This window comes from Nocardia sichangensis, assembly GCF_047200615.1.
GTDB classification, from domain to species: domain Bacteria; phylum Actinomycetota; class Actinomycetes; order Mycobacteriales; family Mycobacteriaceae; genus Nocardia; species Nocardia sichangensis.
The window spans coordinates 1-14,758 of sequence record NZ_JBJZOK010000038.1 but is presented as its reverse complement, the minus strand read 5'-3'; the positions used below and the strand labels follow the sequence as shown (position 1 = coordinate 14,758).

14 protein-coding genes are annotated in these 14,758 nt (G+C 68.1%); 10 read left to right on the top strand and 4 right to left on the bottom strand.

From position 1 onward, the window contains the following. Positions 1 to 481: 481 nt before the first annotated feature. A complete protein-coding gene (locus ACL03I_RS34665; RefSeq protein ID WP_355080084.1) occupies positions 482 to 1,396 on the bottom strand; it encodes an RNA polymerase sigma-70 factor in 915 nt (304 codons plus the stop codon). A gap of 177 nt (positions 1,397 to 1,573) precedes the next feature. On the opposite strand from ACL03I_RS34665, the gene ACL03I_RS34660 reads away from it, so the two are divergent. Continuing rightward, positions 1,574 to 2,059, top strand: coding sequence for a carboxymuconolactone decarboxylase family protein (locus tag ACL03I_RS34660; RefSeq protein ID WP_364436447.1), 486 nt, complete (start codon positions 1,574 to 1,576; stop codon positions 2,057 to 2,059). 221 nt (positions 2,060 to 2,280) lie between these two features. Here ACL03I_RS34660 and ACL03I_RS34655 read toward each other — a convergent pair whose 3' ends face one another. Continuing rightward, complete coding sequence (locus ACL03I_RS34655; RefSeq protein ID WP_412808061.1) at positions 2,281 to 2,727, bottom strand: MarR family winged helix-turn-helix transcriptional regulator; 447 nt, start codon at positions 2,725 to 2,727, stop codon at positions 2,281 to 2,283. A 51-nt stretch (positions 2,728 to 2,778) separates the two neighbouring features. On the opposite strand from ACL03I_RS34655, the gene ACL03I_RS34650 reads away from it, so the two are divergent. Further along, on the top strand, positions 2,779 to 4,008 hold the full coding sequence (locus ACL03I_RS34650) for a multidrug effflux MFS transporter (protein WP_412808060.1): 1,230 nt from the start codon (positions 2,779 to 2,781) through the stop codon (positions 4,006 to 4,008). 37 nt (positions 4,009 to 4,045) lie between these two features. On the opposite strand, the gene ACL03I_RS34645 is transcribed toward ACL03I_RS34650, so the two are convergent. Next, positions 4,046 to 5,008, bottom strand: coding sequence for a cation diffusion facilitator family transporter (locus ACL03I_RS34645; protein ID WP_412808059.1), 963 nt, complete (start codon positions 5,006 to 5,008; stop codon positions 4,046 to 4,048). A 69-nt stretch (positions 5,009 to 5,077) separates the two neighbouring features. Here ACL03I_RS34645 and ACL03I_RS34640 point away from each other — a divergent pair, with 69 nt between their 5' ends. The 3 genes from ACL03I_RS34640 to ACL03I_RS34630 all read left to right on the top strand — a co-directional run bounded on the left by ACL03I_RS34640 (position 5,078) and on the right by ACL03I_RS34630 (position 9,689). Continuing rightward, entirely contained in the window at positions 5,078 to 7,519 is a 2,442-nt protein-coding gene (locus ACL03I_RS34640; protein WP_412808085.1) for a molybdopterin oxidoreductase family protein, read from the top strand. After that, entirely contained in the window at positions 7,516 to 7,995 is a 480-nt protein-coding gene (locus tag ACL03I_RS34635) for a hypothetical protein (RefSeq protein WP_397281631.1), read from the top strand. Before ACL03I_RS34640 ends, ACL03I_RS34635 begins: the two co-directional genes overlap by 4 nt. A gap of 209 nt (positions 7,996 to 8,204) precedes the next feature. Continuing rightward, complete coding sequence (locus ACL03I_RS34630; RefSeq protein WP_412808058.1) at positions 8,205 to 9,689, top strand: purine-cytosine permease family protein; 1,485 nt, start codon at positions 8,205 to 8,207, stop codon at positions 9,687 to 9,689. A gap of 46 nt (positions 9,690 to 9,735) precedes the next feature. On the opposite strand, the gene ACL03I_RS34625 is transcribed toward ACL03I_RS34630, so the two are convergent. After that, complete coding sequence (locus ACL03I_RS34625) at positions 9,736 to 10,299, bottom strand: PadR family transcriptional regulator (protein WP_355080075.1); 564 nt, start codon at positions 10,297 to 10,299, stop codon at positions 9,736 to 9,738. 122 nt (positions 10,300 to 10,421) lie between these two features. Here ACL03I_RS34625 and ACL03I_RS34620 point away from each other — a divergent pair, with 122 nt between their 5' ends. The 5 genes from ACL03I_RS34620 to ACL03I_RS34600 all read left to right on the top strand — a co-directional run bounded on the left by ACL03I_RS34620 (position 10,422) and on the right by ACL03I_RS34600 (position 14,757). After that, the gene (locus ACL03I_RS34620; protein ID WP_379252583.1) at positions 10,422 to 10,838 is read left to right on the top strand and encodes a nuclear transport factor 2 family protein; all 417 of its coding nucleotides are present in this window, start codon (positions 10,422 to 10,424) and stop codon (positions 10,836 to 10,838) included. Next, complete coding sequence (locus tag ACL03I_RS34615) at positions 10,835 to 12,322, top strand: phytoene desaturase family protein (protein WP_412808057.1); 1,488 nt, start codon at positions 10,835 to 10,837, stop codon at positions 12,320 to 12,322. The genes ACL03I_RS34620 and ACL03I_RS34615 overlap by 4 nt, the downstream gene beginning before the upstream one ends. A gap of 14 nt (positions 12,323 to 12,336) precedes the next feature. Next, the gene (locus tag ACL03I_RS34610; protein WP_412808056.1) at positions 12,337 to 13,473 is read left to right on the top strand and encodes a 2Fe-2S iron-sulfur cluster-binding protein; all 1,137 of its coding nucleotides are present in this window, start codon (positions 12,337 to 12,339) and stop codon (positions 13,471 to 13,473) included. Next, positions 13,470 to 14,279, top strand: a complete 810-nt coding sequence (locus ACL03I_RS34605; RefSeq protein WP_412808055.1) for an SGNH/GDSL hydrolase family protein — start codon at positions 13,470 to 13,472, stop codon at positions 14,277 to 14,279. Before ACL03I_RS34610 ends, ACL03I_RS34605 begins: the two co-directional genes overlap by 4 nt. 130 nt (positions 14,280 to 14,409) lie before the next feature. Next, positions 14,410 to 14,757, top strand: a complete 348-nt coding sequence (locus tag ACL03I_RS34600; protein ID WP_355081382.1) for a DUF1330 domain-containing protein — start codon at positions 14,410 to 14,412, stop codon at positions 14,755 to 14,757. The last annotated feature ends 1 nt before the right edge of the window (position 14,758 follow it).

The window sequence follows — 14,758 nt, the reverse complement described above, 5'->3', positions numbered from 1 at the left end:
GATGGACATCGAAAACTCGTTTTCGGAACACCGTTCGTTTCCCGTGCGACTACGACGCCGAACCGTTCCCCGACAACCACCTCTTCCCACCCGAGATCTATCGAGCGGACCTCGAAGTCTTTCCGCGAGACCGGCTGTCGCTGTGGCTGGCCGCCCATATCGGGCATGCCGATCGGCAATCGCGGCCCGCCGACACGGCGGCCAGGGCCCAGCCGGGCGTGGCAGTTGGAGGACGGTGTGCCCGCGCTGCCGTTGCTGCCGGCGCGCTGGGCGGTGCTGTCCGCGGCATTCGTGGCAGTGGGCTCTCCGTGGGTCCGAGAGTCTTACCAGCGCTCGGGTTGTTCGAGGGAGCCGAGCGCAGCGGCTCCTCGCTCCGGATCGTGTCCGGCGACCGGGCCGTGCTCTCCGGTGGCGTGTGGAAATATCCCGTCCTCGACGCCGTCTACAACGCCGGGGCGCCGATGCCGGACCCTCTCCTTCGTCAGCGGCACAGCGCCGTCTCGCGCTCCATGCGGGACAGCTTCTCGGGATTGCGCACGGCGTAGAGGCCGGTGACGAGGCCGTCGTCGATGCGAAGCGCCAGGACGGTGTCGATCTCGCCGTCACGCCGCAAGATCAGCGCCGGATATCCGTTGACCTGCGCGGGCTGCCTCGACACCGCGGCGAGCCTGCCCAGCCCGGCCGCCAGTATCCTGGCCACGCTGTCGGCTCCGAGGACGGGCGCGAGGGTGGCCTGCACGACGCCGCCGCCATCACCGAGCAGGACGACGTCCGGCGCGAGGATGTCGAGCAGATGCTGCAGATCGCCCGTTTCGGTCGCTCGCTGGAACGCCTCGAGGGCGCTACGGGTCTCGGCGGGCGAAACGACTCCGCGCGGTCGGCGTGCCGCGACGTGCGCACGGGCCCGGTACGCGAGCTGGCGGACCGCGCCGGGGCTCTTGTCGACGGCTTCGGCGATCTCGTCGTAGCTCAGATCGAATACCTCGCGCAGTACGAAGACCGCTCGCTCGATCGGCGTCAACGTCTCCAGCACGAGCAGCATGGCCATCGACACGCTGTCGGCGAGTTCGACGTCCTCGGCCACGTCGGGCGCGGTGAGCAGCGGCTCGGGCAACCACGGGCCGACGTAGGACTCCTTGCGCCGCCCCAGTGTCCGCAACCGGTCGAGCGACTGGCGGGTGACGATCCGCACCAGGTACGCGCGCTGATCCTGGACGGTGCCGAGGTCGACGCCCGCCCACCGCAGCCAGGTCTCCTGCAGCACGTCCTCGGCGTCGGCGGCCGAGCCGAGCATCTCGTAGGCGACGGTGAACAGCAGATTCCGGTGGGTGACGAACGCCGCGGTAGCCGGGGCGGGGTGGTGATCGCCCGGCGTCTTCTGCGATGTGTCGGCCATGAAGTGGCTCCTGTTCCCTCTCGGCTGTGTCACCCATCAGACGCCTGTCCCTGCCGTCTTGTAACACCGATACGCAGTGGCGCAGGTCACTTCGGTGCGCTGTTACGAGGCTCGGGCAGCCGACGTCTGGTGTTCGTTCAGTGCACAGCACACGACATCACGAGTGAGGACCACGTCATGGGACCCCGTATCAATCTCAACGACAGCGAGATCGGCGCCAAGATCGGCAAGCGGTTCGCGAACACCAGCCTGGCGATCCTGCAGTCGACGGTGCCGAAGGCCACGATGGAGCTGATGGAGCTGCGCGCAAGCCAGATCAACGGCTGCGGTTGGTGCACCGACGTGCACACCAAGGACCTGGCGGCCGCCGGTGAAGCCGCGGTCCGCATCAACCTGGTCGCCGCCTGGCGCGAGTCCAGCGTGTTCACCGAGGCCGAACGGGCCGCGCTGGCGCTGGCCGAGGAGGGTACCCGGCTCGCCGACGCCTACCGAGGCGTCTCCGACGAGACCTGGGCCGAGGTGCGCGAGCACTACGACGACGACCAGATCGCCGCGCTGGTCTACCTGGTCGCCATGATCAACGCTTCCAACCGGCTCGGCGTGATCACGCGCATGCCGGGAGGTTCCTATCAGCCCGGCATGTTCGACGCCATCACGAACTGATCGGCGGGTGCGATCCGAGCATCCGGCAGGAGTCACCGGAGTGGCGGTCCCCATCCGGCCTCGCGCGTGGTGACCGCCACCGCGCTCGATCAGGGCCATGTCGAATCTCATCGTTGCCAGGCGAATTCGCTACTCGGCCATGGTCCACGACGACGACCGATCGGCATCGCCGCTCACTTCGGACGGCGGGTCCGGCGCAGCGCTGATCGTTCGGCAGGTGGTCAGCCACGGTCGTGCAGGGCGTGCGCCAGGCTGCGCAGGGCGGGGACCGCGGCCAGCAATCTGCCGACCTCGGTCTCGTCGACGGTGTCCAGCGCGTCGAGAACCAGGCGGGTGCGCGCCGCGTCGATGCGAGCGGCATTCTCGATCGCCTTGCGGGTGGGCAGGATCCGGCTGCTGCGGCGGTCGGCGGGGTCGGTCTCGCGTTCGATCAGTCCCAGTTCGGTCAGGTGGCGCAGCACGGTGCTGACGTTGCTGGGTCGCATGCCGGTCACCACGGCCAGGTGCCCGGGAACGGTACCCGGCTCGTGCACGATCACCCGGAGTACTTCGGCCTGTGCCTGGGTGAGCGGCTCCATCCGGGTCAAGCGCTCGGCCGCGCGATGTACGGCGCGCGAGAGCTCTCGCAGTGCGGCGTCGAGCTCGCGCAGATCGGATTCACGGCCCATACCCTCCATGATAAATTACTTATGCATAAATAAGTATCTGGAGGTGTCGTCGTGCTGAAATCGACCGCATCGGGGGTCTCGGGACCGCTGCTGGTGGTGCTGGGGCTGCTGTCGGCGGTGGCGCCGTTCGCGACCGACATGTATCTGCCGTCGTTCACCGGGTTGGCCGCCGACCTGCACACCGGCGCGTCGAGCGTGCAACTGACACTGACGACCTTCCTGATCGGGTTGGCGCTGGGGCAGCTCGTCATCGGGCCGCTGTCCGACCGGTTCGGGCGGCGGCGGCCGCTGTTGCTGGCCACGGCGACCGCGACCGTCATGACGGTGCTGTGCGCGCTGGCGCCGAACATCTGGCTGCTGGTCGTGCTGCGCTTCGCACAAGGCTTTTCGGGCGCGGCCGGGATCGTGATCGGCCGCGCAGTGGCGGCCGACCGCGTGAGCGGCGCGGCGGCCGCGCGGATCTTCACGCTGTTCGCCAGCATCGGAGGCATCGCGCCGGTGGTCGCGCCCCTGCTGGGCGGTGCGCTGGTTCCGGTCGGCTGGCGCAGCGAGTTCTGGGTCCTGAGCGCGATCTTCCTGGCGATGTTCTGCGGCGCCCTGCTCGTGGTGCCGGAATCGCTGCCCGCCGACCGCCGCCACGTCGGCGGGCTCGCCACCACCGGCCGCGTGGTGCGGACCCTGGTGGCCGATCGCGGCTACCTCGGGTACACCCTCGTGTTCGCGCTCGGCTTCGCCGGGTTGATGGGCTATATCTCGGCGTCCCCGTTCGTGATCGAGAACGTGCTCGGGCTGTCGACCGCCGAGTACACGGTGGTCTTCGCCGTCAACGCGCTGGGCATGATGGCCGTCGGCGTGCTCAGCTCGCGGCTGACCAAGCGTTTCCGCCCGCAGTCGATCCTGTCGGCCGGGCAGGGCGTGATCCTGGTCCTGAGCGTCGCGCTGCTGGTTCTGTTCGCCGCGGGCGCCTCGGCGGCGCTGATCCTGCCGGTGCTGTTCGTCCTGGTCAGCTCGTTCACGACGATTCTCGGCACGGCGAGCGCGCTGGCCGTCGGCCGGGCCCCACATGCCGCGGGCAGCGCCTCGGCCCTGTTGGGCGCGCTCCAGTTCCTGCTCGGCGCCCTGGTGTCCCCGCTGGTCGGGCTCGGCGGCACCGCGACCGGAATCCCGATGGCGGTCACCAGCGTGATCAGCGCCGTGCTCGCGCTCGCCGCCCGGCTACTCGTCCGTGGCTCGGGTCCGGTCATGGCGGTGCGACGCGAAACCGACACCGTCGCCGTATGATCCGCCGCTCCCAGAGGAGCGGGCGGCAGGTTCGGCTTCAGTCGTTCTCGGGAGCGGCGATCGTGAGGACCGCGTCGGCGATATGCGGGTTGCGTTCGAGTTCGCGCTCGAGCGCGCGCAGCGTGAGGGCGATGCTCGACTCGGCCGGGTCGCCGACCAGGTCGACGCTCGCGACGAGGAAGACCTGCCGAGGGCCGACGTATTCCAGGCGCACGAAGCGCACCGAGGCCACTTCGGGCATCTCCTCGATGCGGGCCGCCGCGGCGGCGCGGAGTTCGGGCGAGGCGGGCTCACCGGTCAGGAAGCGCCGGTTACGGTCGATGAGCACTACGGCGATCACCCCGAGCAGCACGCCGACGAGCACCGATCCGAGTGCGTCCCAGGCCGCCACGCCGGTGAGCTGGTGCAGCCCCATTCCCGCGAAGGCGATGACGATGCCGATCAGTGCGGCGCTGTCCTCCGCGAAAACCGCGCGCAACGTCGGATCGGAGGTCTTCAGTACGTACTCGAGGATGTCTTGATCGAAGCTCTCCGCCTCGCCGCCCAGTTGCCGCGTGGCCTGTAGCCACGAGGTTCCCTCCAAGACGAAGGCGATTGCGAGCACGAGGTAGGCGATCGCGTAATCCTGTCCACCTCGACCTTCGTGCAGCAGTTCGGTGATCCCGTGCCACACCGACACCGCGGCGCCCGCGACGAACAGTCCCACCGCCGCCAGCAACGACCAGACATATGCCTCGCGTCCGTACCCGAGGGGTCGTTTCGCGTCCGCGGTGCGAGCGCTTCGACGGTTGGCTACGAGCAGGAAGATCTGGTTGCCGGTGTCCGCCCAGGAATGTGCGGCTTCGGCGACCATGGACGCCGAGCCGGACAGCGTCGCGGCGACCGTTTTGGCCACCGCCACCGCGACGTTCGCGCCGAAGGCGACGATCACCGTGCGAGTGCTCTCCCCACCGGCGGTGGGTGCGGATCTCTCGTCGTGGAAAGCGTTCGCTCGCTCCATCTACGCCAGTGTGGCACGACCCCGCCGACTCTGTTTGCCGCACCATGTGTGGGGTATGCGCGGGTCGTGATCAGGCACGACCGCATAGCCGAACCCTGGGGCCACCGGACGCCGTACGAACCGGGAAAGCCGTGGCCCGCCCGCGTGGACATGCATCTGGCGGACGGAGTTCGGGAGCAGGACGTCGACGAGTGGGTACAGTCGGCGTCGATCCTGCACAGCAACGGTGATGCGCTGGACATCGCCGTCAAGGACGGCGGCATCGTCGGGGTCCGTGGACGCGCGGGAGACCGGGTCAATCACGGTCGGCTCGGCCCGAAAGACCTGTTCGGATGGCAGGCGAACGCGTCACCCGACCGGCTGACCAGGCCGCTGATCCGTGTCGGCGGGCGCTTGGTCGAGACCGACTGGGACACGGCGATGAACCGCGTCGTCCAGCGCAGCAAGGAGCTGCTCGCCGAGCAGGGGCCCAGTGCGCTGGGTTTCTACACCAGCGGGCAGCTGTTCCTGGAGGAGTACTACACCCTCGGTGTGATCGCGCACGGCGCGATCGGCACCAATCATCTCGACGGCAACACGCGGTTGTGCACCGCCACCGCGGCCCAGGCACTCAAAGAGTCGTTCGCCAGTGACGGCCAGCCCGGCAGCTACACCGATGTCGACCACGCCGACGTCATCGCGTTGTTCGGACACAACGTCGCCGAAACCCAGACCGTCCTGTGGACACGCATGCTCGACCGCCTGGCCGGAGCGCAACCCCCGGCGTTGCTGTGCGTCGATCCGCGCCCGACGCCCGTAGCCAAGGCCGCGACCGTGCATCTGGCTCCGCTGCCGGGAACGAATGTCGCGCTGATGAACGGATTGCTGCGCGAGATCATCGAGCGCGACTGGATCGACCGCGACTACATCGACGCCCACGCCGTCGGATTCGACGAATTGGCCTCGACGGTGGCCGCCTACGCCCCGGAGCGGGTGGCCGAGATCTGCGGCGTCGCCGCCGCGGACGTGCGCAGGGCGGCCGAGTTGGTGGGCACCGCGCGACGACTGCTGTCGACCGTGTTGCAGGGCTTCTACCAATCCCACCAGGCGACGGCGGCTGCGGTGCAGGTCAACAACATTCACATCCTGCGCGGGATGCTCGGCAAACCGGGGTGCGGGATATTGCAGATGAACGGCCAACCCACCGCCGAGAACACCCGGGAGTGCGGGGCGGACGGCGACTTGGCCGGTTTCCGCAATTGGGCCAACGACGAGCACGTCGCCGAATTGGCGAAGCTGTGGAACATCGAGACGCACCGGATCCCGCACTACGCGCCCCCGACGCACGCGATGCAGATCTTCCGCTACGCGGAGCAGGGCACGATTCGAATGCTGTGGATCAGCGCCACCAATCCGGCGGTGTCACTGCCGCAATTGGGCCGCATCCGGTCCATTCTCGCTCAGGAGAGACTGTTTCTGGTGGTGCAGGATCTGTTCCGGACCGAAACCGCCGAACTCGCCGACGTCGTCCTTCCCGCGGCGACCTGGGGCGAGAAGACCGGCACCTTCACCAACGCCGATCGGACCGTGCACATCTCCGACAAAGCGATCGACCCACCCGGTCAGGCGCGAGCGGACCTGGACATCTTCCTCGACTACGCCCGGCGCATGGACTTCCGGGACAAAGACGGCGACCCATTGCCGCCGTGGCGCGACCCGGAATCGGCGTTCGAGGCTTGGAAGAAGTGCAGTGCCGGGCGGCCCTGCGACTACACCGGGATCACCTACGAACGCCTGCGTGGCGGCAGCGGCATCCAATGGCCCTGCAACGACGAGCATCCCGACGGGGCCGAGCGACTGTATGAAAACGGCGAGTTCTTCGCTTCCCCGCAGTACTGCGAAAGCTACGGCAAGGACCTGGTCACGGGAACGCCGGTGGAACCGACCGAGTATCGCGCGCTCAATCCCGATGGCAAGGCGATCATCAAGGCCGCCCGCTATGTTCCGCCGCACGAGCAGCCCGGCGACGACTATCCCTTCGCCCTGATCACCGGCCGCACCCTCTACCACTTCCACACTCGCACCAAGACGGCGCGTGCGCCGCAGTTGCAGGCGGCCGCCCCGCAGGTGTGGGTGGAACTGTCTACCGAGGACGCGACGAAACTCGGCGTGGCCGAAGGCGATATGGTGCGGATCTCCTCGCCGCGCGGCGCGATCCGGGCACGGGCGCGGATCACCGGCATTCGCACCGGCGTGCTGTTCGTGCCGTTCCACTACGGCTACTGGGACGAGCCCGCCGCTGAGCGCGAGCGGGCAGCCAACGAAATGACCATCACCGACTGGGATCCCGCCTCCAAACAGCCGATCTTCAAGACCGCCGCCGCCAAGCTCGAACGGCTCGCGGGCGCCGACGGGCATCCGGCGCCTGCCCCCACCGCCACCGCGTCCGCGCCGATCACGTCGGGGATCGCCGCCACCGTGGGCGGGACCGCGGCACTCGACGACGAACTGCTCGAGGTCCCGAACCGATGAAACTCCGCATCGCGCTGCGCGAATTGCACCGATCCGAGCGCAAACTCGCCCGGGAGTTGTCCGCGATCTCCGCACGCCACGTCACCGAACACGAAATCCGGCACGTGGCGTTGGACATTCGGCGCTGGTCCCTCGACCACATCGCCGACCTTGCCGACGCGAGCCGCCGATACGGGCTGAAGCTGCGCCCCGAGCCCCGCACCGACGCCCTCGGCGCGGCTCTGCAGGAACGTCTGAGCGCCCGGTTGGGCCGTCGGCCGGAACCGGCCCTGCTTCTGCTCGCCGATCTGCGCCGTCTGCACCGCGTCGCGGCGGGCGTGTCCCTCGACTGGGAACTGCTGGCCCAAGGAGCCCAAGCGGCACAGGACCTCGAATTGGTCGACCTCTGTCAGCGCTGCCACCCGCAAACGCTGCGGCAACTGCGCTGGGCGAACGGGATGCTGAAGACACTGTCGCCGCAGGCATTAGTGAGCTGACGACCGCACGGCCGCTCATCTGTCACCAGTCCACGGGAGCTTCCAACGCCGTGAAGCCACCGCGCTGCGGTTTTGGTTGTGCTATCAACTTTGGTTCCCCATCGGCGTTCTCGCACTTACAATGGGCCAACACATAACGGCACGTTATATAGGTGCACGGTGGTGAGACTGGGTCGGCGGTTCCTCCCACCTCGACGATGGGATTCGACATGGTCGGGAGTTCAGCAGAACCGTCGGACTGGTCCGTCGAGCGCAAGGGCGCCGAATGGGTCGCGGACGAGGAACGTCGAGGCAAGCCACGCGCCTTGTTCTGGCCGTGGGCGGGCACCAGCTGCAATGTGGTCCTGGTGTCGTTCGGTCCGTACGTCACCGCACTCGGCCTGGACTGGCATGTGGCGGCGCTGGCCGCCGCGGTGGGCGCGGTGCTCTCCTTCCTCCTGCTCGGCCTGGTGTCGCTGGCCGGGCAGCAAGGGGGAGCGGCGACCATGGTGGCCGGCCGCGCCGCGTTCGGATTCCACGGCAACAAGATTCCGGCACTGCTGAGCTACCTGGCGTTGGTCGGATGGGAGACCTTCTCGGCGGTGCTGGCGACCCTCGCGGCCCGCACGGTGGCACACCGGCTCGACCCGGATATGGACACCGCGCCGCTCATGGTCGTCACTCTCGTCACTGTCATCGTGGTGACCACGGTGATCGGAATCTACGGCTGCCACGTGATCCTGCGGATCCAGAAGTGGTTCGCCCTCGCATTCACCGCGCTGTCGGTGGTCTATGTAGTGCTGACGCTGCCCAGGATCTCGTTCGCGACGCACGGACAGGTCAGCGTGGGCGCGTTCGTGGGCGGGGTGATGCTGGTCGCCAACACGCTGGGCTTGAGCTGGGTCAACTGCGCGGCCGACTACACCCGCTACCTGCCCCGCGCCGCAGGCAAACGCGCGCTGGTCGGCTGGATCACGTTCGGTGGCACCGCTCCCGCCCTCGTTCTGATGGGACTCGGCACGGTGCTCGCGGCGGGGGATCCGGACATCGCGGCGACGGCGGCCACCGATCCGATCAGCGCGCTGTCGGCCCACTTGCCCACCTGGTTTCTGGTGCCCTACCTGATCCTGGCGCTGGTGGGCTTCGTGTCGGGCTCCATCATCGGCCTCTACTCCTCCGGGCTCGCGCTGCAGACGTTGGGCGTCCGGATATCCCGGCACTACACCGTTCTGATCGACGCGGCCCTGATCGCCGCTGCCGGCGGCTATGTGGCATTCGCGGCCCCCGGGTTCTTCGCTCCGTTCCAGGCGTTCCTGACCACCACCGGTGTGGTGATGGCCGCATGGACCGGAATCTTCGTGGTCGACCTGTGGCAGCGTCGCCGCGTCGGCTACGACCGGACGGCCCTGTACAGCCCGGTCGGCGGCTACGGCAAGGTGAACCGCGTCGGGGTCGGCTGTCTGATCGTCGCGACCATCGCCGGGCTCGGCTTGGTCACCTCGCCCGATCCGCATGTCGGCCCGCTGCTCGGCTACCTGTTCACGCCCGCCGCCCGCGCGGGTGGCCTGGGTAGCAGCAACCTAGGGGTATTCGTCGCGCTGGTCTTGGCGAGCGTGGGATACGCGGCGCTGCATCGGGTAAGTCCGCTCGCGCAGGCGAGCGCGACTGAGCGGGTCGAGGACCGCGAACCGGAACCGGACCGAGTCCCGGTGTAGAAAGAACGCCGTATCGACTGGTGGTGCGGGCTTTTCGCCGCGACGGTCACACGTGCGCGGCGATCCGCCGATCGATCACCGACAGCGTGAACTCCCCCCATCGAATGTTCTCCTGCTCGAAGGAGATTCCGCGCAGCAGTGTGAGATAGGGGCCGACCCGCTCGGCCTCGGCCAGGTACGCCTGCTCGCTGCGGCCGTCCAGCAACCGGGAACGCAGGCGTTCGTAGCGGGCCAGTTTCGACTTGGACCACTCCAGCTTGTCCGCTACCGCGGCACGCACGGCGGGGGCGTCCTCGACGTCCATGCCCTGCACCTTCACCATCATCTCGTCGCGGATGGCGGTGGGCTTGGCCGGCTTCTCGACGAATTCGTGGAGAGCCGCGCGCCCGGCGGGGGTGATGGCGTGCAGGCGCTTGTTGGGCCTGCGCTCCTGCTGCACGACCCGGGTCTCGATGAGGCCATCGGCCGCCATCCGCTCCAGCTCCTTGTACAGCTGCTGGGGCGTGGCCATCCAGAAGTTGGCCACCGAGGCGTCGAAGCTCTTGGCCAGGTCGTAGCCGGAAGCCTCGCCCTCCAGCAGGGCGGCCAGCACCGCGTTACGTAGCGCCATCGGCTCAGGCTACCACTCGAGAAGATTAATCAAATATCTGTCCTTCGAGCTATGGACAGGTTGACTCGACCTGGATACGGTTCAAGTCACCTATTAAATTTCTTGAGTATAGGAGGTGGGAGATGCACCCCTTCCGCGCAGCCGTGGAAGCTCGTGACGAGGCCGCCATCGAGGCGCTGCTGGCCGACAACGTGGTGTTCACCAGTCCGGTGGCATTCCAGCCGTACCCGGGCAAGGCGATCACCGCGGCCATCCTGCGCGCGGTGATCCGCGTGTTCGAAGATTTCCGCTATGTGCGCGAGATCGCCGACGCGAACGGTCGTGATCACGCGTTCGTGTTCGAGGCCACCGTCGACGGCAAGCGGCTGACCGGCTGCGACTTCCTGCACTTCGACGAGGACGGCAAGATCGACGACTTCATGGTCATGGTGCGTCCGCTCTCGGCGGCACAGGCCCTCTCGGCGCGTATGGGTGAGCAGTTCGAGCGGATCAAGGCCGAGGCCGCCGCACAGCTCGAGCGGGAAGCCGCCGGAGCGTGAGCGACTACGACGCCATCGTCATCGGCGCGGGCAATGCCGGGCTGACCGCCGCCGCGACCCTCCAGCGCGCGGGCGCGCGAACCCTCCTGCTCGAGCGGCACAATATTCCCGGTGGCTGCGGAACATCCTTTCGCCGTGGACGTTTCGAGTTCGAGGTCGCGTTGCACCAGCTGTCCGGCGTTGGCATCGATGGGCAGCCGATGTCGTTGCGAGAAGGGCTGTTCCAGCAACTCGGCATCGCCGACAAGCTGGAGTTCGTGCAGGAACACGACCTCTATCGTGCCGTGATTCCCGGTCGGCTGGATCTCACCTTGCCCGCGGACTGGGACGGCGCGGTCGCCGCCATCGAGGCCGAGTTCCCCGGCAACCGCGACCGGGCCGCGAAATTCTTCGACCTGATCCGGCAGGTGAGCTTCTGGCAGATCGCCGCCATGCGGAGGATGCCGGTCGAGCAGATCGACCCGGTGCTGTTCGAGTACGGATTGCGGCCGTTGAAGGACGTGCTCGACGAGTTCTTCGATGACGACCGCATCAAGGTCGCGCTTGGCATGTACTGGACCTATCTCGGGCAGCCGCCGTCGAGACTGCGATTCCAGGATCTGGCGCTGACACTGTTCGCCTACTTCGAGTTCAAGCCCTGGCATGTGCGCGGTGGGTCGCAGGCGATGTCCACCGCCATCCTCGACGCCTTCCTCGCCGCGGGGGGCGAAGTGCGGTTCAACACCGGCGTGGAGGCCGTTCTCACCGAATCCGGCCGGGCTCTGGGTGTGCGGCTGGAAGACGGTTCGGAGGTCACCGCTGCCGACGTCGTCTCCAACGCGTCGCTGCCGACCACCTACGGCATGCTCGAAGGCGTCGACGTGCCCGCCGAGGTGCGCAACGATCTGGCCACCAGGCGAATCGGTGTCTCCGGCTTCGTGCTGCACATGGGTCTGGACGCGACTCCGGCCGAATTGGGTTTCACCACCAGCACGACGTTCGTCAACATGGACGCCGACGACGACCGCACCTACCGGGCATGGAAATCGTTCGAGCCCGCGCGGGGCATCTGCGTCAGCTCCTACGATGTCGCGCCGATCGGATTCGCGCCCGCCGGCGCCACGCACGTCAGCCTGATGACGTTGCAGTACGCCGACATCTGGAAGAACATCGCCGCATCGGAGTACGCGCGCACCAAGTTCGCCTACGCCGAAACCCTGCTCGACCTGTGCGAAACCGTCACCCCCGGCATCCGCGACGCCATCGAAGAGGTCGACGTCGCGACACCGTTGACCATGATGCGCTACCTGGGGCATCCGGGCGGCGCGATCTACGGCTACGACCAGGACGCCACCGAAGGCTGGCTGTTCCGCGACAGCGAACGCCGAACCCATGTTCCCGGACTCCATCTGGCCGGCTCCTGGGCCGGGATCGGCGGATTCCAGCCCACCCTGGAGGCCGGTGCGCGCGTCGCCCGCCGTCTCCTGCGCTCCAAAGCCGCCTGATCGGAGGACACTACGTGAAGCACCCACTCGCAGAACGGTTCGACGGGGCGGCGGAGATCCTCGCCGAGATCGATGCCCGCGTCCCCGATACGCGCGACTATTCCGCCGAAACACGCGCAACCATCGACGCCTACCACCCCAAGCGGCTGCGGTTGGTGGTCACCGCGATCATCGAGGAGACCGCCACCGCCAAGACCTTGCGGCTCGAGCGCGCCGACCGGTTCGAGCTGCCGCCCTTCCTGGCGGGCCAGTACGTGAACGTCTTCATCGACGGCACCAGCCGCCCGTTCGCGATCTCCTCCAGCCCGTCCCGGCTGACCCACTACGACCTCACCGTCCGCCGTGTCCCCGGCGGACGCGTCAGCAACCTGCTCGTCGACACCGCCGAGATCGGGCAGGTGCTCACCACCACCGGCCCGATGGGCACCTTCCACCACAACCCGCTTTTTCACGGCAACGCCGTGGTGTTCCTCGCGGGCGGTTCGGGCGTGGCTCCGGCTATGAGCATGATTCGTGAGATCGCCGATCTGGGCCTCGATCGCGCCTTCCACCTGATCTACGGCTCCCGCGACGCCTCCGACATCATCTTCGGCGCGGAACTGGACGAGATCGCCGCCACCCACCCCGGCATCGACGTAGACCATGTCATCGCCGAACCCGCCGCCGGCTGGACCGGAGCCACCGGCTTCCTCACCGCGGAAACCATCGACCGGCTGGTGGGCGAACTCGACGGCCGTATGGTCTACGTGTGCGGCCCGCAGGCGCTGTACCCCTACGCCCTCGGGCAGCTCACCGCGCTGGGCCACCCGCGCAAACGCATCCGTTTCGAGGCCAACGGCGCGCCCAGCGATCCCACCGCCCAATCGCACTGGCCCGCCGGTATCGATCCGGCGCAGGAGGTCACCGTCACCGTCGGCAACACCTCCTTCCGCACCCCGCGCAACCGTCCACTTCTGGACGCTCTGGAAGACAACGGTATTCGTCCCGAGGCCGCCTGCCGTTCCGGCGAATGCAGCCTGTGCCGGGTGCGGATTCTGAAGGGTGAGGTGCACAACGCCGAGGAGGCGAAACTCCGGCTCTCCGACGCTCGATTCGATTACACCCATTCGTGTGTGGCCTACCCGATCACCGATGTGGAGCTGGGCTTGTGACCTACCGAACCTATGTCGCGCTCGGCGACAGTCAGACCGAGGGCGTCGGCGACGGCGACGACAGGACCGGATTGCGCGGCCTGGCCGACCGGCTCGCCGAACGCCTCGCGCAGGCCGATCCCGGCCTGCTCTACGCCAATCTCGCGGTTCGGGGCAAACTCGCCCGGCAGATCCGCGCCGAGCAACTCGATGCCGCCCTGGCGCTGCGACCGGACCTCGCGACCGTGGTCGCCGGAGTCAACGACCTGCTGCGGCCGAATTTCGACGCCGACGAGGTCGCCGGACACTTGGACGCGATGTTCGCCGCCCTCACCGCCAACGGCGCGGTCGTGGCGACGCTGACCTTCCCCGACCTCGCGCGCATCACCCCGCTCGCGCGCCCGCTCGGCGGTCGCGTCACCGCGCTCAACCAGCGCATCCGCGCCTCGGCGGCACGGCACGGCGTCGTCCTCGCCGAAACCGCCCACCACGCGGCCGTCACCGATCCCCGCCTGTGGAGCACCGACCGGCTACACGCCAACTCGCTCGGACATCAGCGCATCGCCGACGCTCTCGCCCACGCCTTGGGTCTACCCGGCGCCGACGAAAGCTGGGCCGCGCCCTTGACGCCGCCGCTGCCCGCCGACACCCGAATGGCGACGGTGAGGAGCGAAATACGTTGGGCCGCAACCTTCCTAGGTCCTTGGCTCGGTAGGCGGCTCACCGGACGCTCCTCCGGCGACGGACGTACCGCCAAACGCCCGCACCTCCTCCCGGTGCACGGCCGCACGGCGACCGCCGCGCCCACGGACCGGTTCCAGCCGTGACCACGGTGTCGGGGCGCTCTGTGCGGGCTCGTATTACCGCTCGTCGGTTCCCCAGCACTCTCCCGCGAGACGAGCGCCGCTTACCCGGCAGGTAATCGACTGTGGTCGATCGCCATGCCACGATCACGCTATGACCGCTTACGCCATAGCTCACCTGCAGGACGCCGCCGCGCACCCGGAGATCGCGGACTACATGGAACGTCTTTCGTCGACCCTCGAGCCGTATGGCGGCCACTACCTCGTGCACGCGACACCGCACGAGGTGAAAGAAGGCAGCTGGCCCGGCGCCGTGGTGATGCTGGGCTTCCCTGGGATCGCCGAGGCGCGAGCGTGGTGGGACTCGCCCGCGTACCGGGAGATCGCACCGCTGCGCACGCGGCACATCGAGGGTGACCTCATCCTCGTCGAAGGTGTCCCCCCCGGCTACGCCCCGACCGCCGCCGTGAAAGCCATCCGGGAGGCCGTGTCCGCCGACTAGC